Raw genomic sequence first — 24,294 nt, forward strand, 5'->3', positions numbered from 1 at the left:
TACCGGCGGCCAGGGAGTCCCTTGTGCCGCCGGTCCTTTTTTGCGGAGAATCGATGCCATGACCGATCTGCCCGACGATCTGACCCGTTTCCTGGCCGGCGTGGCGCCGTTCGAGAACCACCCCGACGCCATCGCACCGGCCGCGCGGGCAATCGAGATCCGCTACCTGCGCGAAGGCCAGGCGGCCAGGCCGGACAGCGGCACGACGTTTCCGGAAGACCCGTGGAGCCTGTACATCGTGCGCTCCGGCGCAGTGGCGCTCTGCGACAGCGACGGCCGGGTGCTGGAACGGCGAGGCGAAGGCGAGCTGTTCGGCCACCCGATCCGCTTCGGGCAGCAGGCCGCGCCCTACACCGTGCAGGCGGTCGAGGACTGCCTGCTCTGGCAGCTGTCGGCGGTCGCGGTCCGCGCGCTGGCCGAGCGGGTCCCGGAGCTCGAGGCCTTCCTGTCGTCCGACCCCGGCGCCCGACTCAGGCGGGTCGAGGCGCTGCGCACCCGGCGCGAGCGGCTGGCCGATCTCGGGCTCCGCTCCCCGGTGTCGATCGGCCCCGATGCGCCGGTGGCCGAGGCCGCCGCGCGGATGGCCGAACACCAGGTCAGCTGCCTGCCGGTGGTGGTCGACGACCGCATCGTCGGCATCCTGACCGACCGTGACCTGCGCGGCCGGGTCGTGGCCGTCCGGCTCGACCCGGACAGCCCGGTCGAAGCGGTGATGACCACGGAACCGGTCTGCGTCGACCAGGAACTGAAGATCGAGGCCGCCCTGGTCGAGATGATCCGGCGCGGCATCCACCACATGCCGGTCCTGGCCGATGGCCGGTTGGCCGGCGTGGTGTCGGCCGGCGACCTGATGCGGACCCAGTCGCCGCACCCGCTCCGGCTGGTCCGCGACCTGGCCCGGGCGAGCGATGCCGACGCCGTGGCGCGGATCGCCCGCAGCGGACCTGCGCTGCTGGCCGGCCTGGTCGAGGCCGGCACCGACGTCACGCAGCTGGGCCGGATGGCCGGCCTGATCACCGATGCCACCACCCGTCGCCTGATCGAACTGGCCGAGGCCGAGCTCGGTCCGGCGCCGGTGCGCTATGCGTGGCTGGCGTTCGGCTCGCAGGCCCGGCTGGAACAGGGCCTGATCAGCGACCAGGACAACGGGCTGCTGCTCGACGATGCGCTCGACGCCGACGGCGAAGCCTGGTTCCTGGAGCTGGCCGAACGGGTCTGCAACGGTCTCGACGCGGCCGGCTATGTGTTCTGCCCCGGCGGCGTCATGGCCAAGGGGCGCTGGCGGATGACGCGGCACCGATGGCGCGAAACCTTCTCCGGCTGGATGGCCGAGCCCGACCCGAAGTCGGTCATGCACTGCAGCATCTTCTTCGACCTGCGCGCCGTCCACGGCGATGTCGAGCTGGCCGAATCGCTGCGCCGCGACGTACTGGAGCAGGCACGATCCAGCGAGATCTTCCGCCGCTTCCTGGCCGCCGGCTCGGTGACGCACCGCCCGCCGATCGGCGTGTTCCGCCAGTTCGTGCAGGAGACCGGCGGCGATGCATCGAAGGGCCTGAACCTGAAGAAGCGCGGGGTGATCCCGATCGTCGACCTGGCCCGCGTCCACGCGCTGGAAGGCGCACTGCCCGAAGTCCACAGCGAAGAGCGGCTGCGCGCGGCCGCCAAGGCCGAGGTGATCACCGAGCGCGATGCCGACGACCTGGTCCACGCGCTGCGCTTCATTGCCGACATCCGGCTGCGCCACCAGGTCGAGCGTCTGCGCGCCGGCGAGAAACCCGATCACCTGGTCGCTCCGGACGCGCTGTCCGGCCTGCATCGTCGCTACCTGCGCTCGGCATTCGGCATCGTTCGCGAGGCCCAGCAGGCGCTGGCCCAGCGCTACGTGCTGTGAGGCTCTGGGCGCGACGCGACTGGCGCCGCCTCGAGCGCGAGCGCGCCGCGGCGCGTGCTGCCGGCGGCCCGGCAGAGCTGGCCGCCGCCCTGCCCGACCCGGACCTGCCTCTGAGCGAGGCGCCACTGCTGGCGCTGGACCTGGAGATGACCGGACTGGACGCGGGGAAGGACCGGATCGTCAGCATCGGCTGGGCGCCGATCGACCGCGGCCGGCTGCGCCCCGGCGGCGGCGGCCACCTGCTGGTCCGCGCCGACAGCGCCGACGAGCACGAGGCCGGTGTCGGTGACTCGGCCACCATCCACGGGATCCGCGACTGCGACCGGACGCCCGGGCTGGCGCTGGAGGTCGCGCTGGCCCGATTGTTCGAAGCCCTGGCCGGCCGCATTCCGCTGGTCCACCACGCCGCGCTGGATCACGCCTTCATCGATCGCGCCTGCCGGCGCCGCTGGGGTCACGGCTGGCCGACGCCGATGCTCGACACGCTGGCCTGGGAGAGGCGAATGCGCCAGCGCAGCGGCGACGACGACGCCGCACCCGGCAGCTTGAACCTGGACGCCCTGCGTCGACGCTACGAGCTGCCGCGCCGCAGCGCACACGATGCCCTGGCCGACGCGATCAGCTGCGGCGAACTGGCGCTGGTGATGATGGCGCGATCGCCGGGCCGGCTGATCGACCTGTGCCGGCGAATGCACTGAGCCCGGCCCGGTCGGGCGGGCCCGTCAGACCTCGACGCGACCCGGGCCTTCGTCCGACCCTGGCACCGGCTCGTCCCCGCCGGTGCCGCTCGAGCCGCCCCCGGACGGCGGCTGGCCACCGTCGGACCCGGCCGGAAACAGCTGGCGGAACGCGCGCCACTGGGCCGCGGCCATCAGCAGCTGGACGAACAGCGAGACCAGCACCGACAGCAGCTGGCCGACGAAATCGCCGGCCGGACCGAAGGCCAGCGCCAGCAGCCCGGCCGTGAGCAGAAAGACGAAGCCCAGCGCGAAGAACAGGCCGAGCACGACCAGCGCGAAGCCGAGGAAGGCCCGCCAGTTGACCAGCACGGCGCGGAGGCTCCACAGCAGCGCGGCCATGACCGGCCAGTTCCAGAAGAACACCAGCGGCACGGCGAAGTACAGCCCGCCCAGCACCAGCCCGATGACCACCGCACCCAGCGCCAGGCCGCCGAACAGGTTGACGCCCTCGAACAGCGCGAACAGCCGGTCCGGATCGCTCTCCATGGCCTGCGGATCGTTCATCAGCGCGCTCAGGGCCTGAAGGTCCATCTGCGGCGCCAGCCAGGCGCCGAGCGTCATCACCGCGCCCAACACGCCGAGCAGCAGGAACCCGCCGAGCACCAGCAAGCGGCTGCGCACCCTCGCCTCCCGGAAGCCGTCGAACAGCTGGTCGGGCCGACCGGCCGCGCCCTCGTCGAGCCGGCGGAAGATGCCGAGCATGCCGGCGGTCAGCGCCGGTGAGATCAGGACCAGCAGCGGCACGCCGATGACCGGCACCGCCTGCAGCAGCGTGATGACGACCAGCCAGGCCGCCACCCGCATCATCAATCCGCCGTCGCGGGCCAGCAGGTCGGCCCCACCGGTCAGCCAGCGGACACCGTCGGCGAAGTCGGCACGAAGGATTCGGGGTTCGGTGCTCATGCGCGGGTCTCCTCGTTGCGACGGTCGATGCGATGACCCAGCCACGCGCCCAGGGCCTGGGTGGCCAGGGCGAGCAGCAGGGACAGGACCAGCCCGCCGGCCACCGCCGCGATATCGGCGGCACTCCAGCCGGCGGTCCAGGTCTCGACCAGGCGGAACACGTCGTCGGATCGCCAGGCCGCCAGCGGTCGGCCGGCGGCCTCGGCGAACAGCCGGGACACGATGATCGAGGCCGATTCGTAATAGTCGCCGGTCAGCGAGATCAGCGGCGCGGCCACCACCGGCAGCAGCGCGCCGGCTGCCAGCATCGCGCCCGGGCCGGGCGCGGCGACATCCAGCGCGCGACGCCACAGCCAGAAGCCGGGAAACACCGTCAGCAGGTAGGGCATCAGCACGCAGGCCTGGTAGATCCAGTCCGACCCGCGGGTATCGAAGCCGGTCAGCTGGCCGGCGTAGTCGGAACCGCTGACGACGAACGGAAAGACCCGGGCCAGCACATCACCGCCGTACAGGGGGCTGAGCTCGAGCCGACTGACTTCGCCGCCGGCCAGCAGGCAGCCGGCCACGTGCAGCAGCTCGTGCACCGGCACATAGACCCACCAGCCGAGCAGCAGGCCGAGCATGACCCAGGCCAGCGAGGCCGGGCCGGGCAGGCGCTCCAGAAAGCGCAGCAGGGCCCGAACGTCAGCCCGAAGCGCCCGCATCATCGACGTCGACCGAAGCGAACTTCAGCGCGTCCGCGCTCCAGGGTTCCAGGGTCTCCAGCGCGTCCGGCACGTCCTCGGCCCGCTCCACGGTGTGCCACAGGTCGAGGTGGGCCTGGCTCATGAACTTCTCGCGCACGCTGTGCTCGAGGAACTCGATGAGCTTGTCGTAGTAGCCGTCGGCATTGACCAGCACGATCGGGCCGAAATACTGGCCGAGGCGCTTGAGCGTCATCGCCTCGAACACTTCCTCGAAGGTGCCGCAGCCGCCCGGCAGGGTGACCACCGCGGCGCTGTCGATCAGCATCTTCTCCTTGCGAATCCGCATGCTCGGCACCACGTCCATGGAGGTGAGCCCGGGGTGGCCCTTTTCCAGCGTGGTCAGGAATTCCGGAATCACGCCGTGGACCTCGCCGCCGGCCTCCAGCGCGGCGTCGGCCATCGCACCCATCAGTCCGGTGCCGCCGCCCCCGTAGACGATCGGGTGACCGGCTTCGGCCAGGGCACGGCCGAGGCGGGCGGCCACTTCGAAGTACTTCGACGACAGTGCGTGGCTGGAAGCCGCGTAGACTGTCACGCGTTTTCTGGAGGATGACTCGGACACCGGATGATGTTTCCTGCAATGAAGAAGAATCGACGAGCCCGCTATTGTAGACGCGCCGCAGCGCTGTCCGTGGTGCTGCTGTTCACCACGGCCTGCGCGCCGGATCCCGACGAGCTGGTCGAGGGCCAGGAGCCCTACCTGCGCTTCTGCGCCTCCTGCCACGGCAACGAGGGCGGCGGCAAGCCGCCGGCGTTTCCGCCGATCGCAGGATCGGAATGGCTGGACCTGGGCCCCGACGCGATCGCCCTGGTCGTGCTCGGCGGCTTGAGCGGCGAGATCGAGGTCGCCGGTCGCACCTATCGAGGCTACATGCCGCCGATGCGCCAGCTGTCCGACCAGGAAATCGCCGGGCTGCTCGGCTACATCGGTCGGGCCTGGACCGATTGGGAGAGGCTGCCCGAACCGGCTCGCATCGCCGAACTGCGTCCGCTGGTCGCCGGCAACCGGCCGACCCAGGGGCTGGACGGCCTCGAGGCGCTGCTCGAACAGGTGCCGGCCGAATGATTCCCCGCCGCGTATCCAATCCGCCGGCCAGCCTGGCCCTCCTCGGCATCACCGTGGTGGCCTGGCTGCTGCAGAGCATGAACCCGGTCGAAAGCCTGCGCCTGCTGGCGCTGTGGCCGGTCGCCACGCCCGAGCTGATCCGGTTTTCCGACACCGGCATCATCGAAACCGGCTTCGCGCCGTGGCAGCTGCTGACCTATGGCTTCCTGCACGGCGGGCTGGGCCACCTGTTCTTCAACATGTTCGCGCTGTACATGTTCGGGCTGCCGATCGAGCAGGCCTGGGGCACCAGGCGGTTCGTGATCTTCTACCTGGTCTGCATCATCGGCGCCGGGCTGGTCCAGCTGCTGACCGCGGCGATCAGCGGCGACATCTACCCGACCATCGGCGCCTCCGGGGGGGTGTTCGGGCTGCTGCTGGCGTTCGGGATGATGTATCCGAACCAGCGGATCATGCTGCTGATCCCGCCGGTGCCGATCAAGGCCAAGTGGTTCGTGATCGGCTACGGCGCGCTGACCCTGTTCTTCGGCGTCACCGGCACGATGGCCGGCGTGGCCCACTTCGCCCATCTCGGCGGCATGCTGTTCGGCCTGGCGCTGATCCTGTACTGGGGCCGGCAGGACTACCGCCAGCGCTATCGCTGAGGCCGGGATCCGGGACGCTCGTGCCCGCCGGAGGACCGGCGGACACGAGCCGGTTTCGCGCAGGGGCGTCGCCTCAGCCGCCGGACTCGCGCAGCCGGAATTCGCCGGAGAAGGTGCTGGCACGCACCCGCACGCTGCCGTCGCCCAGGCGCACCGTCATGCCGCTGTCGCTGAACTGCTCGATGTCGGAACGAAAGCCGTTGTCCAGGTCGCCGGAGAAGGTCTCGGCCTCGAGATCGACGGGCGTTCCGCCGGGCAGGGCCAGGTCGATCTCGCCGGAATGCGCCTGCACGTCGATCGTTGCGCGATCCAGCGGCCGCAGGGTCAGCTCGAGATCGCCGGACACCGTTTCGGCGCTGAACTCGGAAATCTCCAGGCCGTCGATCCCCGTATCGCCGCTGACCGTCGCGGCCCGAACCCGCCCGACCAGTCCGCTGGCTTCGATATCGCCGCTGACCGATCGGATGGAGCTGCTTTCCAGTCCGCCGCCATCGATCTCCATGTCGCCGCTGACGGTCTCGGCCAGCAGGCGCCCGACGGCGTTCCCGCGCAGCACCAGGTCGCCGCTGACCGCGCTCACGTCGAGACGCGGCCCGCGCAGGCCGCGGACCTCGAGATCGGCGCTGACCACGCCGGCGGTCAGGTCGGCGCCGGTCGGCACGACGAGCTCCAGCACCGTGTCGGGGCCGCTGGAGAAGCGCCAGCCGCGGTCGCGGTCGTCGTTCATTTCGACCTCGATCGTCCAGCGCGACGGATCGCCCTCGATGGTCACGGCCTCGACGCCCTTGCCGGTCCTGCCCGTGACTTCCAGCCGCTCGCCTTCGCGACCGACGATCGTGAACTCGCCGGTGACGCCGCTGAACTCGATGACCGCGTCCGGCAGGGCTTCGCGCACTTCGTTCACCTCGGCAGCCCGCGCCGGCAAGGCGGCCAGCGGAATCAGCAGCGCGAGCGCCGCGCCGCAGGTCCAGGAAATGGTCTTCATAGGGTCATCCTCGTTTGGGGGGAATGGGCCAGGCCCGCGTGGATCAGTCGCGCCTGCCGCAGGCGGGCTTCGGCCAGGAAGTCCAGCAGCAGGCGGTTGTCGGGATCGCGCCCGAGGGCGGCTTCCAGCTCGTCGATCGCGACCTGGTTGTCGGCCCAGGCCTCGGTCCACGGCCGCTCGTCGAGCCAGTCGGCGGTGACGACCGGGGCCGCGCGGCGCATCGCTTCGACCTCCGCCTGGACCAGCTGCAGGGCACGCTCCGACCCGGTCGAAGAACGCTCGCGGTCCGGCTGCAGCGCAACGATCGCGAGCGCCAGCACCACGGCCGCCGCCGCGGCCCACGGCCAGCCGGCACGCCGTACCGGGCGGATCCGCTCGGCGATGCCGGTCCAGACCCGTTGGCGGGGTTCCGCGCTGCGGGTCAGCGCCGCGATGCGCGCATCCAGTGCCGCGTCGGCGTCGTGCTTCGAATCGGGCGAGGTCATGTGAGCTTCTCCTTGAGAATCGTACGGGCCCGGTGCAGCTGGGCCTTCGAGGTGCCGACCTCGACGGCCATACGCTCGGCGATCTCGGCATGCCCCAGGTCGCAGAGATGGAACAGCACGAAGACCTGGCGGGCGCGGTCCGGAAGCGTCGCGATCGCCCGCTCCAGGTCGAGGTCGGCGCCCGGCCACGGCGGTTCCGGTGCGGCCGCATCCGGCGCCTCCGAAGCCACCCGGAAGCCGGCGCGGCGCCGATCGGACAGCGCGACGTTGATCGCCAGACGCTGGATCCAGGCCGGGAACGCGGCCGGATCCTTCAGCTGGTCGAGCCGACCCCAGGCCTGGACGAACGCGTCCTGCAGCCAGTCTTCGGCACGGCCGCGGTCGCCGCCGGCCAGCCGCCACAGCGCCGGAAACAGGCCGGTTGCATGCGCCCGGTACAGCCGCTCGAACGCGTCGCGATCGCCGCGTGCCGCAGCGGTCACGTCGGCTCGGGAACTCCGGGCAGGGGCGATCGGCACATCCATACCCTCAAGGATGCGCCAACGCGGCGAAAGGTTGGAATGCCGAACTCAGCGTGCGTCTGCAAGCCAGTCGCGCGGGACCAGATAGTCGGCAAGCTCGGCTTCCGGCGAGCCGGCCTCCGGCTGCCAGTCATAGCGCCAGTGGGCCACCGGCGGCAGCGACATCAGGATGGACTCGGTCCGGCCGTCGGACTGCAGACCGAACAGCGTGCCGCGGTCGTAGACCAGGTTGAACTCGACGTAGCGGCCGCGACGGTAACGCTGGAACTCGACTTCCCGTTCGCCGTAGGCTGTGTGCTTGCGCCGTTCGACGATCGGCACGTAGGCATCGCCGTAGCCGTGGCCGACCGCCTGCATGTAGTCGAAGCAGCGCTCGAAGCCCCATTCGTTCAGATCGTCGAAGAACAGCCCGCCGATGCCGCGGGTTTCCTTGCGGTGTTTCAGGTAGAAGTAGTCGTCGCACCAGGCCTTGTGGGCCGGGTAGACCTCATCGCCGAACGGCGCGCAGAGCGCGTGCGCGGTGCGATGCCAGTCGATGCAGTCGGCCTCGAACGGATAGACCGGGGTCAGGTCGAAACCGCCGCCGAACCACCACACCGGCGGCTCGCCGGGCTTCTCGGCGACGAAGAACCGGACATTGGCGTGACTGGTCGGCACGTAGGGATTGACCGGATGCATGACCACCGAAACGCCGAGCGCCTGGAAACTCCGCCCGGCCAGTTCCGGCCGTCGCGCACTGGCCGCAGCCGGCAGCGACGCACCGGTGACGTGCGAGAAGTTCACCCCGCCCTTGCCGAAGGTCGACCCGTTCTCGATTACCCGCGTGCGCCCGCCGCCGCCCTCTTCGCGGATCCAGGCATCCTCGCGGAACCGCGCCTGCCCGTCGCAGGCCTCGAAGTCACGACAGAGGCGGTCCTGCAGCGCGTGCAGCGCGGACTCGACGGCGGTGACCATTTCGGTGGAATCGGGCATGGCTTTGGCCAGGAATCAGGGACTAGGGAAAAGGGGAAAGGGACGAGTGGCAGGGGGCTGGAGGGGCGGTACGGGTCGGTCGGTGCAGAACGGCGCCGCCGTCCACTCGCCCCTCGTCCCTTTCCCCTCGTCCCTGCATTCAAGCCTTCTTCTTCGCCGTTTTCTTCTTTTTCGAAGCCTTTTTCTTCGACGCCTTCTTCTTCGACGTCTTCTTCGACGTCTTCTTCGACGTCTTCTTCTTCGACGTCTTCTTCGAGGCCGATTTCTTGCCGGCCTTCTTCTTGCCGAAGCGGCCGCGCTTGCCCTTCGGCGGGGCTTCGGCCAGCATCTTCTGGCATTCCTCGAGGGTCAGATCGGCCGCCTCGACATCCTTCGGCACGCTGGCGTTGCGCTTGCCGTCGGTGACGAAGGGCCCGTAGCGGCCCTTGAGGATCTCGATGCCCTCGGCCTCGAAGGTCTTGATGTTGCGTTCCTTGAGCATCTGCTTGTGCTCGGCCACCAGCTCGAGCGCCTGCTCCAGCGTGACGTCGAGCGGGTCGACGTCCTTGAGCGAGACGAAGTTGCGCTGGCCGTACCGGATGTACGGACCGAACCGACCGATGTTGGCCTGGACCGGCTCGCCTTCGGGGGTTTCGCCGAGCTTGCGCGGCAGTTTGAACAGCTCCAGCGCCTCGTCCAGCGTGATGGTTTCCATCTTCTGGCCCGGCCGCAGGCCGGCGAACTGCGGCTTCTCTTCGTCCTCGGCCTGGCCGATCTGGGCGAACGGTCCGTAGCGGCCCAGCCGGACGATCACCGGCTTGCCGGTCTTCGGATCGGTGCCGAGCTCGCGGGCCTGCTGCGCTTCCTGCCGGCTGACCGACTCTTCCTTTTCGTGCACGCGATCGATGAACGGCTGCCAGAACTCCTTGAGCAGCGGCACCCAGTCGTGCTCACCGCGCGAGATCGCATCGAGTTCGTCTTCCAGCCGGGCGGTGAAGTCGTAGTCGACGTACTGCTCGAAATGCTGGGTCAGGAACTTCCCGACCACCCGGCCGGTGGCGGTCGGGGTAAAGCGGCGGTTCTCGAGCTCGACGTACTCACGGTCCTTCAGCGTCTGGATGATCGAGGCATAGGTCGACGGGCGACCGATTCCGTGATCTTCCAGCGCCTTGACCAGGCTGGCCTCGGAAAAGCGCGGCGGCGGCTCGGTGAAGTGCTGCTCGGGCCGGATGGCCTGCAGCGGCACCCTGTCGCCTTCTTCCAGCGGCGGCAGCCGGTTGTCCTTTTCCGATTGGGCGTCGGCGTAGACCTTCAGGAAGCCGGGGCTGACCAGCGTCGAGCCGTTGGCCCGGAAGGTCGCCGCGCCGACGTCGAACTCGGCGGCCACCGTATCGTAGAGCGCCGGCACCATCTGGCTGGCGACGGCCCGGTTCCAGATCAGCTGGTACAGGCGGTACTGATCTTCGCTGAGATAGTTCTTGAGCTTGATCGGCGTCAGCGACGCCGAGGTCGGGCGGATGGCCTCGTGGGCCTCCTGCGCGTTCTTGCTCTTCGACTGGTAGAAATTCGGTTTGTCCGGCAGCGTCTCGGCCCCGTATTCCCGCTCGATCACCTGGCGGATCTCGTTGATCGCATCGCCGGCCAGCGCGACCGAGTCGGTTCGCATGTAGGTAATCAGGCCCTGCTGACCCTGGCCGATGTCGATGCCCTCGTAGAGCTGCTGGGCAATCCGCATCGTGCGCTGGGTGGTGTAGCGCAGCCGACGCGCGGCTTCCTGCTGCAGCGTCGAGGTGATGAACGGCGGCTGGGCCCGGCGGCGGCGCTGACGCTTGTTGATGCGCGCGACCTCGAAGGCGCCGGCGGCGGCTTCCTCGATCTGCTTCCGGACGGCCTCGGCGCGGGTCGCGTCGGTGATGTCGAACTGCTGGAGCTTCTCGCCGTCGAGCTGGACCAGGTTGGCCTGGAACGCGGACGCCTCGTCGGCGCCGAGGTCTGCCTCGATCGTCCAGTATTCCTGCGGATCGAACTTTTCGATCTCTTCCTCGCGCTCGACGATCATGCGCAGCGCCGGCGACTGCACCCGGCCGGCCGAAAGACCGCGTCGCACCTTCTTCCAGAGCAGGGGCGAGAGGTTGAAACCGACCAGGTAGTCCAGCGCCCGACGGGCCTGCTGGGCATCGACCAGCGAGCCGGCCAGGCCGCGCGGATTGTCCATCGCGTGCTCGATGGCTTTCTTGGTGATCTCGCTGAACACCACGCGCTGGACCGGCGTGTCGCTGTTGACGCCCTTGTCCTTGAGAATCTCGGCGATGTGCCAGGAAATCGCCTCCCCTTCGCGGTCGAGGTCGGTGGCGAGGTAGATGGCTTCGGCCTTCTTCGCGGCCTTGACGATCCGGTCGACGTGCTTCTTGTTGCGGTCGATGATCTCGTACTTCATCGAGAAATCGTGCTCGGGGTCGACCGCGCCCTCGCGCGGGACCAGATCGCGGACATGACCGTAGGAGGCCAGGACTTCGTAGTCCTTGCCGAGGTACTTGTTGATGGTCGTGGCCTTGGCCGGCGACTCCACGATGAGCAGGTTCTTCGCCATAGGATTGGGTACGAGCCGGGGCCGCGACTCCGGAAACGATCCGGCCGTCGCAGCGTTGCAGGGCAGAGCGCGGTCAGTGTCGGTACTGGCCGTCCTCCTCGAACATCATGTCTTCCATCCACGCGTAGTTCGCTTCCTGGCCGGGCTGATTGAACAGCACCATCAGAACCACCCATTTCAGGTCTTCCAGGCCGATGCCGTCGGCGTCCAGCGCCATCAGCCGATCCAGCACCAGTTCACGGCGCGTGGCATCGAGCACGCCGGCATGCTCCAGGTCGATCAGGAAGCCGCGCGCGTCGACGTCGATGCGGCGGGTCTCCTCCGGCGAGAACAGCCGGATCGAACCGGCCGGCTGAAGCTGCACGTCCTCGAGCTGGCGCTGCTCGGCCAGACCGTCGAGCCAACGGAAGGCCCGGTCGATCTCGCCGGTCGAAAAACCGGCCTGTTCCAGCGATTCGCTGAGCGAGTCGCGGTCGGGTTCGCTCTCGGGCTCGTCGTAGATGTAGTTCTCGAACAGATACATCAGCAGGTCGAGCACGTTTTCCTTCATGAGTTCCTTTCCGTATCGGTTGCGGTGCGGCTGTACCGCCCGCCCCCATGCGCTTGAACCCGGCCGTCGAGCTCGAGCGTCATCAGGATGGACGATACCGCCGAAGTCGTCAATTCGCTGCGCTGGATGATGGTGTCCACCGCGGTCGGGTCATGGCCCATCGCGTCCAGCACGGCCCGGACGTCCGGCGCATCGCCGTCAGCGGCCGGACGAGCATCGACCCGATCGTCCCCTGCCGCATCCTCGAGCAGCTCGCGCAGCGAGCCGGCCAGCTCCCCGGCCAGCGGCGCCAGCGCTTCGAGCACTTCGTCCGGTTCCTCGACCAGCCGCGCACCGTCCCGGATCAGGCGGTGACAGCCGCGCGCCACCGGGTTGTGGATCGAGCCGGGAATCGCGAACACCTCGCGCCCCTGCTCACCGGCCAGGCGGGCGGTGATCAGCGAACCGGAGCGCAGCCCGGCCTCGACCACGACGCAGCCCAGCGCCATACCGCTGATGATGCGATTGCGAGCCGGGAAATGACCGGGCCGGGGACCGACGCCGGGAGCGAATGGGGTAACCACGCAGCCATTATCCACGATTTCGTGAGCAAGGTCCCGGTGACGTGCCGGATAGACGCGGTCCGGGCCCGTGCCGGCCACTGCGATGGTCCGGCCGCCGGTCTTGATCGCGGCGCGGTGGGCCGCCGCGTCGATGCCGGCGGCCAGTCCGCTGGTCACGACCAGGCCGGCCGAGGCCAGGCGCCCGGCAAAGCGCGCCGCGATGTCGAGCCCGCCGGCGGTCGCGTTGCGACTGCCGACGATCGCGACCTGCGGAGCGACCAGGGTCTCGGGATCGCCATTGACGAACAGCGCCGCCGGGCCGTCGCCGGTGCGCTTCAGCAGCGGCGGGTAGAGCGGGTCGTCCCAGGCGACGAGGTGGTGGTTCGGCGCGTCCAGCCAGGCTTCGGACGCGGCCAGGCGCTGCTCGTCGGGATCGGACAGCGCGCGGACCAGCGAATCGGACAGGTCGAGATCGCGCAGGAACGAACGCGAACGACCCGGCAGCGTGGCCGGGTCGATGTCGCGTTCGATCAGCGCCTGCAGACCGGTGGCGCCCAGCCCGGGCGCCTGGTGCACGATCAGCCAGGCCCGTCGTCGTTCATCGGCCGTCATCCGCCGGACAATGCGCCCCGCCCCCGCAGACGCTCAGAGCCGTCGATCGGGGTGGGCGATCCGGTCGCCGCTGCTCACCGCGCGCTTGCCGTCCATGACCAGCGCGTAGCTGACCTCCTCGAAGGCGCGGAACACCATCATCACGCCGACGTACTGCTCGGGCAGGTCGACCGAACGCTTCAGGTCGCCGGCCGGCGCCGGGCGGCCGCGCAGGCCGCGATTGAAGCCGTCTTCGACGCTCTGGCCCGGCCGGAACGCCGAGAAGGTGACGCCCGGCTCGACGCCGTCGTTGCGGCCCAGGTCCAGCGTGACGATCTGGTAGTGACCGACCCCGTACTCGCCGCCGAAGGTGCCGATGACGCGGGCGCCGTCGGGAATGGCCTGCTCCGGCGGACGCGGGTAGAAGGTCAGGTCGTACAGGTACGGGTCCAGCGGCAGCAGGTAGTCGCCGGCGCGCACGTCGAGCTCGGCGTCGATGATCTCGACGGTGGCCGGATCGCCGTTCTTCGCCAGCCGCACCCGGGCGACTTCCCACAGGCCGTAGCCGACCACATCGCCGCGCTGACCGAAGCGGCTGAACGGGTTCCAGCCGCCGCGCGCACCCACTTCGACCGGTCGCTGGTCGCTCGGAACGGCGCCGCGGTTGTTGCGCAGCTGGTTCTGCCGGATCGCGCTGCCTTGGTCGGCATCGACCCGCTCGAACTGCGAGGTCAGGCGAGCCAGCATGTACTCGCTGTTGAGCGGTGCGTCCGGCAGGTTGCGCACGTAGCTGTAGTCCGGCGGGGCCGCGACGTAGCGCTCGTCCTGGTTGGCAACGACGTAGGGCAACGCGGCCAGCTCGTCCGGCCCGAGCACGCGCGGGCGGGTCAGATAGGGCTCGATCGCGCCGAGCGGAACCGTGGTGATCGGGCCGGTCACGGCCTCGCGTCGGATCTCGGGCCCGAGCCTGCGGGTGCCGTCGGCGTTGATGACCAGTCGGGGCTGGCCGTCGACGTAGATCAGCGACAGCCGGTCGCCCGGATAGATCAGGTGTGGATTCTCGATCTGCGGATTGGCCTGCCAGATGGCCGGCCACTGCCACGGCCGGGTCAGGAACCGGCCGGCGATATCCCACAAGGTATCCCCCTCCTGCACGACGTATTCGCCCGGATGATCCTCCCGGATTTCGACGTCCTGGGCCACCAGCGGCAGGGCCACCAGCAGCGCGATCATCGTGATACACAGCTTCTTCATTGAATTCCTCCCGGATACGCCGACACGCGATCAGCCCCGCATCATTGCGGTTCTTGGTCACCTTCCTGCGCTATCATACTCATAAGCGGGGGATTTTCCACCCTCCGATTCATTGTAATTCTGAGCCTTAAGTCACATTGTTCATGTCATGAGCCAGTTGACCATCCTCCAGTTTCCCGATCCGCGCCTGCGCACCGTGGCCCGCCCGCTCGACGCGGTCGACGACGAAATCCGCCAGCTGGCCGACGACATGCTCGAGACGATGTACGCCGCGCGCGGCATCGGACTGGCCGCGACCCAGGTGGATCATCACGTCCGGATGCTGGTCATGGACGTCAGCGACTCGCGCGACGAGCCGCAGGTGCTGATCAACCCCGAGATCGTCGATCGCAGCGGCAGCCAGATCTGCGAGGAAGGCTGCCTCTCGGTCCCCGGCGAGTATGCCGAAGTCGAGCGCGCCGAGGCGATCCGTGTGCGCGCGCTCGATCGCGACGGACAGCCCTACGAGCTGGAAGCCGACGGCCTGATGGCGGTCTGCATCCAGCACGAGATCGACCACCTCGACGGCAAGGTCTTCATCGATTACCTCAAGCCGATGAAGCGCCGGATGATCGAACGCCGCATGAAGAAACAGCTGCGCCAGGCGAAACGCGAACCGGCCTCGCAGGCGCTCTGACCCGCGCATGAGCCGCGCCCGACTGGTCTTTGCCGGCACCCCGGCGTTCGCCGTGCCGGCGCTGGACGTGGCCCTGGCCGACGCCGACGTGCTGGCGGTACTGACCCAGCCCGATCGGCCCGCCGGCCGCGGACGCAGTCTCCGGCCCGGCCCGGTCAAGCAGCACGCGCTGGCCGCCGGCGTCCCGGTCCTGCAGCCCGAACGACTGACCGGCGAGGCCGACCGCGCCGCGCTGCTCGAACTCGAGCCCGACCTGCTGGTCACCGCCGCCTACGGCCTGCTGCTGCCGCCGACCGTGCTCGACTGGCCGCGCGAGGGCTGCTGGAACCTGCACGCCTCGCTGCTGCCGCGCTGGCGCGGGGCCAGCCCGATCCAGCAGGCGATCCGCGCCGGCGATCACCGCAGCGGCATCTCGCTGATGCAGATGGACCCCGGCCTCGACACCGGCCCGGTCCGGCTGCACGCCGCCGTGGCGATCGAACCGGAGGACACCGCCGCCGACCTGCACGACCGGCTGGCCGTGCTGGCCGCCGAGGTGCTGCGCGAGGCGCTGGCCCGGCGCGCCGACGGCACACTGCCGGCGCCGATCGCCCAGGACGAGACGCGCGCCACCCACGCACCGCGCATCCGCAAGGACGACGCGCGCATCGACTGGACCGCCGATGCCGCCTCGATCGCTCGCCACATCCACGCCTACAACCCCTGGCCGGTCGCCTTCACCGAGCTGGTCGACCAGCCGGTCCGGATCTTCCGCGCCCGGCCGATCGAGCTCGACGTCGGCGACACAGCGCCCGGCCAGCTGCTCACCGGCCGCGGCGTCCCGGACGAGCTGCGCGTGGCCTGCGGCCGCGGCGCGCTGTCGATTCTCGAACTGCAGGCCCCCGGCAAACGCCGCATGACGGCCAGCGACTGGCTCAACGCCCGCCCCGAGTGGCGCGGCTGAGGGCGGCGCGATGGCGGCGACCGGTGCGCGACCCCGACTGGCCGCGGCGCATGCGCTGACCGAGGTGCTCGACCGCGGCCGCGCGCTGACCGACGCGCTGGACGGCCTCGGCGACCGGCTCGACGCCTCCCGCGACCGCGCCCAGGTCCGCCGACTGTGCAACCGGGTGCTGCGCAACTGGCCGGCGCTGGATGCGCGCGTGCGGGCGCGGCTGCGCAAGCCGCTGGCCCGCCGCAATCGCTGGATCCACTTCCTGCTGGCGATCGCCGTGGACGAACTCGACGACGCACGCGAACCGGCGCCGGCGGTGGTCCACGCCGCGGTCGAAGCGGTGCGCGCGGGCGGCGCCGCGCCGATGGCCGGCCTGGTCAATGCCGTGCTGCGCACCGAGCTGCGCGCGCCGCCCGGCCCGGAGCCGGGCGACGACGACGTGCTGCGCTACGGGATGCCCGGCTGGCTGGCGCGACGGATCCGGACCGACTGGCCGGACGACGCCGATGCGATCCTGGCGGCCGGCAATCGACCGCCGCCGACCTGGCTGCGGGTCAACCGGCGGCGAACCACCGTCGAGGCCGCACGCGCGGCGCTGGAAGCGGCCGGCCTGCCCTGCACCGTCGATGCCCGGCTGCCCGACGCGATCCGACTCGAGCGGCCCGCGGCGATCGGCCAGCTGCCCGGGTTTCGCGAAGGTCACCTGTCGGTCCAGGACGCCGGCGCCCAGGTCGCCGTCGACCTGCTCGACCTGGCCGCCGGCCAGCGCGTGCTGGATGCCTGCGCCGCGCCGGGCGGCAAGGCCGCCCACATCCTCGAGCGCGCCGATGTCGAGCTGCTCGCGATCGACCGCGACGCGGCCCGCACCCGGCGCATCGAGACCGGCTGGGCCCGGCTGGGCCTGAGCGGCCGGGCTGCCGTGGCCGACGCCGCACGACCCGACCCGTGGTGGGACGGTCGGCCGTTCGACCGCATCCTGGTCGATGCGCCGTGCTCGGCCACCGGCGTGCTGCGCCGCCACCCCGACGTCCGCTGGCTGCGGCGCGAGGCCGACATCGAGGCCAACGCGGCGATCCAGGACGCGATCCTCGAGGCGCTGTGGTCGCTGCTGAGGCCGGGCGGTTTGCTTGTCTACGCCACCTGTTCGATACTGCACGCGGAGAACCGAGACCGGGGCCGCAAGTTCCTTGAACGTCAATCCGATGCCGAGCCCGTCGCCTTCGAACTGCCCGAGACTCGGGCCGTCGACCCGGGTCGCCAGATCCTGCCGGGCAGCCTGGATCGTGATGGCTTCTATTACCTTGTTCTGCGCCGGCTGCCGGCCGACGGGGCCTGACGGCGGGACGCTGCAGCTCGACCCGGTCGTGCGCTGGGTCGGCGAGCAGCTGGTCGTCGAGACCGGCGTGAACTTCCAGCCCAGCCCGGCCATCCGCGAGGCGCTGGAGCACGGCGTCGAGCTGCAGATCGATCTCGAAGTGCGACTCGGCCGCCGCTACGGGCCGATCGCCCGCGAACTGGAGACCCGGACCGTTGCGCTGCAGATCCGCTACCTGCCGCTGCTCGAACAGTGGCAGCTCCAGGAAGGCGCGACGACCCGGACCTTTCCGCGTTTCTGGCTGCTGCGCGAGGCGTTGGCCGAGCCGCGCGTGCTGCCCACCGGGCTGACCGCAGCGGCTGCCCCCGAGCGTCCCCTGCAGCTGCAGATCCGGGCCCGGATCAACCGCGACGCGCTGCCGCCGCCGATGCACCTGCCCACCCTGTTCTCCGCCCAGTGGCACCCGGGCGGCAGCTGGCATACATGGCACTTCGGACCTTCCTGAAACGGCTTCTTCGCGCCCTGCCGCTGGCGGCCTTCGCCGGGCTGCTGCTGTCGGCGTTGTTCCTGGTCGCCAACGTCGAACAGGAATCGGGCCAGCTCGGCCGGATGAGCCTGTGGATCTTTCTGGTCACCGGCATCGCGCTGCTGGTGCTGCTGGCGGCGATCGCGACCCGGCTGGTGCGGCTGGTCCGCGACGTGCGCCAGGGCCGCCCCGGGGCGCGGCTTCGGGCCCGGCTGGTCTCGATCTTCACCGCACTGGCGCTGCCGCCGGTGGTCATCGTCTGGCTGTTCTCCACCGAGTTCCTGACCGAGACCATCGCCGGCTGGCTCGACGCCGGCACCGAGGCCGCGCTGGCCGACTCGATCGAGCTCGGCCAGCTGTTCCTCGACCTGCGCACCCGCGAGGCGCGCGACCGGATGCGCCGGATCGCCGACGGCCTGCCGCCGGGCGGCGACGAGGAGCGGCGGCTGGACTACCTGTTCCGGCAGGTGTCCTCGGCCGGACCGGCCGAGCTGACCCTGCTCGACCCGTCCGGCCAGGTCGAGGCGCTGGTGCACATCGATCCATCGCGCATCGTCGCCGACCTGCCGTCGTCCTTCGCCCTGTCGCAGGCCGGGCGCGGCCAGACCTGGGCGGCCGCCGAACCGAGCGAGAACGGGCTGCAGATCCGGGTGCTGCTGCCGGTCGAGGGGGCGCTGGGCGAGGCGCACGCGCTGCAGGGCATCTTCCCGCTGCCCGACGAGTTCGCCGCCCTGGCCGGTCGGATCGAGCAGGCCTACTTCCGACAGGAAAACGTGGCCTTCCTGCGTCAGCGGCTGCAGCAGAGCTTCGTGCTGATCCTGTCGCTGGTCCTGGCGATGACCGCCCTGCTGGCGATTCTGATGGCCTTCAATGCCGCCAAGCGGGTCGTGCGGCCGATCCGAGAGCTGGCCGACGCCACCGAACTGATGCGCCGCGGCGAGTTTCCCGAAACGCTGGCGGTGCCCAGCCGCGACGAGCTGGGCTTCCTGGTCGAATCGTTCAATGAAATGGCCACCGAACTGGAGGCCGCCCAGCGCGAACTGAACACCGAGCGGGCCTACCTGCAGGCGGTGCTCGGCCGGCTGTCGGCCGGCGTGCTGGCCTTCGATGCCGGGCGTCGGCTCAAGGCCATGAACGAAAGCGCCGGGGCCATCCTGGGCCTGGACCTGGCCGAGGTCCTCGGCCTGACCCCGACCGAACTGGCCGAAGGCCGGCCGGCGCTGGCGGCGATGTTCGACGAGGTCGACCGCCGGATCGACCAGGGCGGCGCGGCGTGGCGACGGGAAATCAAGCTGGAGCGGGCCGATACCGCGCTGGCGCTGGTCTGCCGAGGTTCGGTGCTGCCCGGCGACGGCGAGCGTCCAGCCGGCCACGTGGTGGTCTTCGACGACGTCACCGAACTCGATCAGGCCCAGCGCCAGGCGGCCTGGGCCGAACTGGCCCAGCGCCTGGCGCACGAGGTCAAGAATCCGCTGACGCCGATCCGGCTGGCCGCCGAGCGCCTGCAGCTGCGCCTGGAACCGGCGCTGGACGACGCCCACCGTCCGGTCCTCGACCGGGCCACGCGCACCATCATCCACCAGGTCGACGCGCTGCGCGAGCTGGTCGATGCCTTCGGCGACTACACCCGGCCGGGCGTGGTCCGGCGCGAGCCGCTCGACATCGAGGCGCTCATCCGCGACGTCGTCGAGCTGTGGACCGCCGGCGACAGCGGGGTGACCGTGGTGCTGGCGCTGGAGGCCGGCGAGGTCCGCCCGCTGGGCGATCCCGGCCAGTTCCGGCAGATCCTGAACAACCTGATCCAGAACGCCCGCGAAGCCCATCCCGACGGCGCGCCACGGCTGACCATCCGGACCGACCTCGGCAGCCACGACGACCGGGACTGGCTGGTGCTGGAACTGCGCGACGACGGCCCCGGCTTCGATCCGACGCTGCTCGACCGCGTGTTCGAACCCTACGCCTCGACCAAGCCGCGCGGCACCGGGCTGGGCCTGGCCATCGTCCATCGCATCGTCGATGCCATGGGTGGCCGGATCCGGGCCGACAATCCGCCCGGCGGCGGCGCCCGGCTGACCCTGGAGCTGCCGGTGCCTGCGCCTGCCGCAAAGTGATCTGCGCTATCCTTGGCGCGGTTTCAAGACCCCGCCGTCCACCCGCCCGATGCCCGAACGCATACTGATCGTAGATGACGAGCCGGACATCCGGGAGCTGATCGGCGAGATCCTCGACGATGAAGGCTTCCAGACCGACCTGGCCGGCGACGCCGACCAGGCGCGCCGCTGCCTGGCCGAACACCCGGTCGACCTGGTCCTGCTCGACGTCTGGATGCCGGGCTGCGACGGCGTGACCCTGCTGAAGGACTGGCGCGAGCGCGGCGAGCTGCTCTGCCCGGTGGTCATGATCTCCGGCCACGGCTCGGTCGAGGCCGCGGTCGAGGCCACCCGCCACGGCGCGTTCGATTTCATCGAAAAGCCGGTCTCGATGGCCCGCCTGCTGGCCACGATCAAGCGCGCCCTGAGCGAGGGCCGGCGCGAATCGCCGATCGGCGCGACCGGCGACGAATCCGACGGCCTGGAGCCGATCGGTCGCAGCGCCGGCATCGAGCGGGTCCGCAGCGCGATCGCCGAGGTCTGCGCCGGGGCGCCCGGCCACCTGCTGATCGAAGGCGAGCCCGGCACCGGCTGCACGACCCTGGCCCGCTGGGTGCACGCCCAGGCCGGCGGTGGGCGCTTCGCGCACGCGGTCTGCGACCCGGCCGGCGACCGGCTGGCCGTCTGGACCGACGCGCTCGACCGCGACGATCCGCCCCGCACCGTCTACCTCGACCGCCTGCACCAGCTCGACGAGGCCGGCATCGAGCGTCTCGGCGACCTGCTTGCCGCGGTCGAGAGCCGGGGCGGCCGCGCGGTGCGCGTGATCGCCTCCCGGCTGCCCGGCGCCGGCGCACCGCCGGCGGCCCTGCTGGCCAAGCTGGGTCCGTATCGAGCCCGGCTGCCGGCGCTCAGCGAGCGCGCCGAGGACATTCCCGACCTGGTCCGGCTGCTGGCCGAACGGCTGCCGGCCGAGGACGGCCTGACCTACCGGCCCATCCCGCTGCCGGCCCAGAACCGGCTGCGCCAGCACGACTGGCCCGGCAACCTGGCCGAGCTGGTCGACGTGATCCGCGGCCTGCTCGACGGCCGCGACAGCCCGGTCGACGTCGACGACGTCGAAGCCGCGCTGGCCCGGGCGGCCCGCAACGAGGCCAGCGGCGCCACGCTGACCGACTCGCCGCTGTTCCAGCTGCCGCTGCGCGAAGCCCGCGAAGCCTTCGAACGCCAGTACCTGATCGCCCGCCTGCGCCAGGTCGGCGGCAGCGTCGGGCAGCTGGCCGACGCGGTGGAAATGGAACGCACCCACCTCTATCGCAAGCTCAAGCAGCTCGGCATCGACCCGAAGAAGATCCAGGAGGACGACGCATGATCCTGTCCGAACCGCGCCCGACCGAAGACCGCGCCGCAACGGGACGCAGCTGATGCGCATCATCATTCTCGGCGCCGGCCAGGTCGGCTCCGGCATGGCCTACTCGCTGTCGCGCGAGGAAAACGACATCTCGGTCGTCGATACCGACCCCGAGCGGCTGCGCGAGCTGCAGGAAAAGCTCGATATCCGGACCGTGCTCGGCCACGCCGCGCACCCGGAAACCCTGATCCGGGCCGGCATCGAGGACGCCGACCTGCTGATCGCGCTGACCAACTCCGACGAGACCAACATGGTCGCCTGCCAGGTCGCCTATTCGCTGTTCAACACGCCGACCAAGGTGGCCCGGGTCCGCGCCGCCGACTACCTCTCGCATCCCGAACTGTTCACCCGCGAGCATGCGCCGATCGACGTGCTGATCAGCCCCGAGAAGCTGGTCACCGACCACATCCAGCGCCTGATCGAATACCCCGGCGCGCTGCAGGTGCTGGACTTCGCCGACGGCCGCGCGCAGCTGGTCGCGACCCGCGCCATCCGCGAGGGCAAGCTGGTCGGACGGGCGCTGAAGAGCCTGCCCGAAGAACTGCCGCCCGGCGTCGACGCCCGGGTCGCGGCGATCTTCCGACGCGACGAGGCGATCATGCCGGAAGGCGACACCGTCATCGAAGTCGACGACATGGTGTTCTTCCTTGCCCCCACCCACAAGATCCGCGACGTCATGGGCACCTTCGGCGCGACCTCCGGCCCGGCCCGACGCGTGCTGCTGGCCGGCGGCGGCAACATCGGTGCCGCGCTGGCCCGGCGGCTGGAGCGCGACCACCACGTCAAACTGATCGAGCGCGATCCGAAGCGCGCCGAGCGGATCGCCGAGGACGTCGACACCACCATCGTGCTGGTCGGCGACGCGGCCAACGAGGACCTGCTGCGCGAGGAAGGCATCGACGAAATGGACGTCTACTGCGCGCTGACCAATGACGACGAGGCCAACATCCTGTCGTCGATGCTGGCCAAGCGGATGGGTGCGAAGAAGGTCATCACCCTGATCAATCGCCCGGCCTACGTCGACCTGGTCGAGTCCGACCGGATCGACGTGGCCGTCAGCCCCCAGCAGATCACGATCGGCGCGCTGCTGACGCTGATGCGCAAGGGCCACATGGTCCGGGTCCACTCGCTGCGGCGCGGCGCGGCCGAGGCGATCGAAGTGGTCGCCCACGGCGACCCCGGCCGGTCGCGGATCGTCGGCCGCGAGATCGGCTCGATCCCGCTCCCCGAATCGACCTCGATCGGCGCCATCGTGCGCGGCGACGAGGTGGTCATCGCCCACCACGACGTGGTCATCGAGCCGGAGGACCACGTCATCCTGTTCGTCGCCGACAAGCGCGAGGTCGCCGAGGTCGAGCGGCTGTTCGCGGTCGAAGCCGTGTTCGTCTGATGCGCAGCTACGCGCCGGTCCTGCGGGTCGTCGGGCTGCTGCTGATGTTCCTGTCGGCCGGCTTCGTGCCGCCGCTGGTCTTCGCCCTGGCCAGCAACGACGGCGGCGCCGTGCCGTTCCTGATCAGCCTGGTCACCGTCGCGCTGATCGGTGCGCTGCTGTACGTGCCGCTGCGGACCAACCGCCGCGAGCTGCGGGTGGCCGACGGCTTCCTGGTCGTCGTCGCCTGCTGGGGCGCGGTGGCGCTGGCCGGCGCGCTGCCGCTGTACCTGGTGCTGGACATCGGCCTGGCCGACGCGGTGTTCGAGTCGACCTCGGGCATCACCACCACCGGCGCCACCGTGCTGTCGGGGCTCGACGACATGCCGATCTCGATCCTCTGGTACCGCCAGCAGCTGCAGTGGATGGGCGGACTGGGCATCATCGTCCTGGCCGTGGCGATCCTGCCGATGCTCCGGATCGGCGGAATGGAGATCTACAAGGCCGAAGTCACCGGCCCGGTCAAGGAAAACCGGCTCACCCCGCGCATCGCCGAGACCGCCAAGGCGCTGTGGCTGATCTACATCGGCCTGACCCTGGTCTGTACGCTGGCGCTGTGGGCGGCCGGCATGACCTTCTTCGACGCCATCACCCACGCCTTCACGACCATTTCCACGGCCGGGTTCTCGACCCACGACGCCTCGGTGGCCGAGTTCGACAGCGCGCTGATCGAGTGGCTGCTGGTGCTGTTCATGTTCGTTGCCTCGATGAACTTCGCGCTGCACTTCCTGGCGCTGCGGCGGGCCACCGCCCAGGTCTACTTCAACGACCCGGAGCTGAAGCTGTTCGGCATCCTGCTGCTCGGCATCTCGATCCTGATCACCGTGCTGCTGTGGCGCCAGGGCGTCTACGGCGACGTCTGGGAATCGCTGCGCTACGCCGTGTTCCATGCCGTGTCCTACACCACCACCACCGGCTTCACGACCGCCGACGTGTATCTGTGGCCCGGCACGCTGCCGCTGCTGATGATCCTGATTTCGGGGCTGGGCGGCTGCGCCGGCTCGACCACCGGCGGGTTCAAGATCGTGCGCGTCTACCTGGTGTCCAAGCAGGGCCTGCGCGAACTCAAGCGGCTGATCCACCCGCGCTCCGTGGTGCCGCTGAAGTTCGGCAGCCGCACCCTGAAGCCGGAGGTCGCCAACGCGGTCTGGGGCTTCGTGTCGCTGTACATCGTCTGCATCGTCATCCTGACCCTGATCGTCTCGAGCCTGGAAGAGGACCTGGTCACCTCGGTGTCGGTGGTGTTCTCGGCGATGAACAACCTGGGCCCGGCGCTCGGCGAGGCCGGCGCCAACTGGGGCGGGCTGACCGATGCGACCAAGTGGCTGATGAGCTTCGCCATGCTGCTCGGCCGACTCGAGATCTTCACCGTGCTGGTCCTGCTGACACCGACCTACTGGAAACACTGAGCAGGCACTGAACAATCGGCCTGCGCGGCGGTATGCTTGTCG

General features: G+C 70.1%; 23 protein-coding genes. 12 read left to right on the forward strand and 11 right to left on the reverse strand.

Annotation, left to right across the window (positions count from 1 at the left end):
- Window positions 1-58: 58 nt before the first annotated feature.
- Window positions 59-1,894: a DUF294 nucleotidyltransferase-like domain-containing protein gene (locus tag HFP89_RS11755; protein WP_168717851.1), complete on the forward strand. Its 1,836-nt coding sequence runs from the start codon at window positions 59-61 to the stop codon at window positions 1,892-1,894.
- Complete coding sequence (locus tag HFP89_RS11760) at window positions 1,891-2,592, forward strand: exonuclease domain-containing protein (protein ID WP_168717852.1); 702 nt, start codon at window positions 1,891-1,893, stop codon at window positions 2,590-2,592. Before HFP89_RS11755 ends, HFP89_RS11760 begins: the two co-directional genes overlap by 4 nt.
- Window positions 2,593-2,616: 24 nt before the next feature.
- Here HFP89_RS11760 and HFP89_RS11765 read toward each other — a convergent pair whose 3' ends face one another.
- From HFP89_RS11765 to HFP89_RS11775, 3 genes are read right to left on the reverse strand one after another with little or no spacing between them, the layout of a single operon-like run.
- Complete coding sequence (locus HFP89_RS11765; protein ID WP_168717853.1) at window positions 2,617-3,537, reverse strand: BPSS1780 family membrane protein; 921 nt, start codon at window positions 3,535-3,537, stop codon at window positions 2,617-2,619.
- Window positions 3,534-4,244, reverse strand: a complete 711-nt coding sequence (locus HFP89_RS11770; RefSeq protein WP_168717854.1) for a hypothetical protein — start codon at window positions 4,242-4,244, stop codon at window positions 3,534-3,536. The genes HFP89_RS11765 and HFP89_RS11770 overlap by 4 nt, the downstream gene beginning before the upstream one ends.
- Entirely contained in the window at window positions 4,222-4,818 is a 597-nt protein-coding gene (locus tag HFP89_RS11775; RefSeq protein WP_168717855.1) for a TIGR00730 family Rossman fold protein, read from the reverse strand. The genes HFP89_RS11770 and HFP89_RS11775 overlap by 23 nt, the downstream gene beginning before the upstream one ends.
- Before the next feature lie 45 nt (window positions 4,819-4,863).
- On the opposite strand from HFP89_RS11775, the gene HFP89_RS11780 reads away from it, so the two are divergent.
- Entirely contained in the window at window positions 4,864-5,349 is a 486-nt protein-coding gene (locus HFP89_RS11780) for a cytochrome c (RefSeq protein ID WP_168717856.1), read from the forward strand.
- Window positions 5,346-5,993 carry a rhomboid family intramembrane serine protease gene (locus tag HFP89_RS11785; RefSeq protein ID WP_168717857.1) on the forward strand — a complete coding sequence of 216 codons (648 nt, stop codon included), beginning with the start codon at window positions 5,346-5,348 and terminating at the stop codon, window positions 5,991-5,993. The genes HFP89_RS11780 and HFP89_RS11785 overlap by 4 nt, the downstream gene beginning before the upstream one ends.
- 73 nt (window positions 5,994-6,066) lie before the next feature.
- Here HFP89_RS11785 and HFP89_RS11790 read toward each other — a convergent pair whose 3' ends face one another.
- From HFP89_RS11790 to HFP89_RS11825, 8 genes are all read right to left on the reverse strand, one after another.
- Window positions 6,067-6,978 carry a DUF4097 family beta strand repeat-containing protein gene (locus HFP89_RS11790; RefSeq protein WP_168717858.1) on the reverse strand — a complete coding sequence of 304 codons (912 nt, stop codon included), beginning with the start codon at window positions 6,976-6,978 and terminating at the stop codon, window positions 6,067-6,069.
- Window positions 6,975-7,463: a hypothetical protein gene (locus tag HFP89_RS11795; protein ID WP_168717859.1), complete on the reverse strand. Its 489-nt coding sequence runs from the start codon at window positions 7,461-7,463 to the stop codon at window positions 6,975-6,977. The genes HFP89_RS11790 and HFP89_RS11795 overlap by 4 nt, the downstream gene beginning before the upstream one ends.
- Window positions 7,460-7,945 (reverse strand): sigma-70 family RNA polymerase sigma factor, encoded by a 486-nt coding sequence (locus tag HFP89_RS11800; protein WP_206212344.1) that lies wholly within the window; start codon window positions 7,943-7,945, stop codon window positions 7,460-7,462. The genes HFP89_RS11795 and HFP89_RS11800 overlap by 4 nt, the downstream gene beginning before the upstream one ends.
- An 87-nt stretch (window positions 7,946-8,032) precedes the next feature.
- A complete protein-coding gene (gene hemF, locus HFP89_RS11805) occupies window positions 8,033-8,956 on the reverse strand; it encodes an oxygen-dependent coproporphyrinogen oxidase (protein WP_168717860.1) in 924 nt (307 codons plus the stop codon).
- 139 nt (window positions 8,957-9,095) lie between these two features.
- Window positions 9,096-11,525: a DNA topoisomerase I gene (locus HFP89_RS11810; protein WP_168717861.1), complete on the reverse strand. Its 2,430-nt coding sequence runs from the start codon at window positions 11,523-11,525 to the stop codon at window positions 9,096-9,098.
- A gap of 73 nt (window positions 11,526-11,598) precedes the next feature.
- A complete protein-coding gene (locus HFP89_RS11815) occupies window positions 11,599-12,075 on the reverse strand; it encodes a DUF494 domain-containing protein (RefSeq protein WP_168717862.1) in 477 nt (158 codons plus the stop codon).
- Window positions 12,072-13,229 carry a DNA-processing protein DprA gene (gene dprA, locus HFP89_RS11820; RefSeq protein ID WP_168717863.1) on the reverse strand — a complete coding sequence of 386 codons (1,158 nt, stop codon included), beginning with the start codon at window positions 13,227-13,229 and terminating at the stop codon, window positions 12,072-12,074. The genes HFP89_RS11815 and dprA overlap by 4 nt, the downstream gene beginning before the upstream one ends.
- Before the next feature lie 33 nt (window positions 13,230-13,262).
- Window positions 13,263-14,462 (reverse strand): LysM domain-containing protein, encoded by a 1,200-nt coding sequence (locus HFP89_RS11825; protein WP_168717864.1) that lies wholly within the window; start codon window positions 14,460-14,462, stop codon window positions 13,263-13,265.
- A 148-nt stretch (window positions 14,463-14,610) separates the two neighbouring features.
- Between HFP89_RS11825 and def the strand changes: the two genes are divergently transcribed.
- The 8 genes from def to HFP89_RS11865 are packed head-to-tail and all read left to right on the forward strand — an operon-like array spanning window position 14,611 to window position 24,252.
- Window positions 14,611-15,138: a peptide deformylase gene (gene def / locus HFP89_RS11830; protein ID WP_168717865.1), complete on the forward strand. Its 528-nt coding sequence runs from the start codon at window positions 14,611-14,613 to the stop codon at window positions 15,136-15,138.
- Window positions 15,139-15,145: 7 nt separating this feature from the next.
- The gene (gene fmt / locus HFP89_RS11835) at window positions 15,146-16,081 is read left to right on the forward strand and encodes a methionyl-tRNA formyltransferase (protein ID WP_168717866.1); all 936 of its coding nucleotides are present in this window, start codon (window positions 15,146-15,148) and stop codon (window positions 16,079-16,081) included.
- Between the two features lie 10 nt (window positions 16,082-16,091).
- Window positions 16,092-17,408 (forward strand): 16S rRNA (cytosine(967)-C(5))-methyltransferase RsmB, encoded by a 1,317-nt coding sequence (gene rsmB, locus HFP89_RS11840; RefSeq protein WP_168717867.1) that lies wholly within the window; start codon window positions 16,092-16,094, stop codon window positions 17,406-17,408.
- Window positions 17,359-17,892, forward strand: coding sequence for a DUF4390 domain-containing protein (locus tag HFP89_RS11845; RefSeq protein ID WP_168717868.1), 534 nt, complete (start codon window positions 17,359-17,361; stop codon window positions 17,890-17,892). Before rsmB ends, HFP89_RS11845 begins: the two co-directional genes overlap by 50 nt.
- Window positions 17,871-20,024, forward strand: coding sequence for an ATP-binding protein (locus HFP89_RS11850; protein ID WP_168717869.1), 2,154 nt, complete (start codon window positions 17,871-17,873; stop codon window positions 20,022-20,024). The genes HFP89_RS11845 and HFP89_RS11850 overlap by 22 nt, the downstream gene beginning before the upstream one ends.
- 49 nt (window positions 20,025-20,073) lie before the next feature.
- Window positions 20,074-21,375 carry a response regulator gene (locus HFP89_RS11855; RefSeq protein ID WP_168717870.1) on the forward strand — a complete coding sequence of 434 codons (1,302 nt, stop codon included), beginning with the start codon at window positions 20,074-20,076 and terminating at the stop codon, window positions 21,373-21,375.
- Window positions 21,376-21,427: 52 nt separating this feature from the next.
- Complete coding sequence (gene trkA / locus HFP89_RS11860) at window positions 21,428-22,804, forward strand: Trk system potassium transporter TrkA (RefSeq protein WP_168717871.1); 1,377 nt, start codon at window positions 21,428-21,430, stop codon at window positions 22,802-22,804.
- Complete coding sequence (locus HFP89_RS11865; protein WP_168717872.1) at window positions 22,804-24,252, forward strand: TrkH family potassium uptake protein; 1,449 nt, start codon at window positions 22,804-22,806, stop codon at window positions 24,250-24,252. Before trkA ends, HFP89_RS11865 begins: the two co-directional genes overlap by 1 nt.
- The last annotated feature ends 42 nt before the right edge of the window (window positions 24,253-24,294 follow it).

The sequence above is a fragment of the Wenzhouxiangella sp. XN79A genome, from assembly GCF_012272825.1.
In the GTDB taxonomy this organism is placed as follows: Bacteria; Pseudomonadota; Gammaproteobacteria; order Xanthomonadales; family Wenzhouxiangellaceae.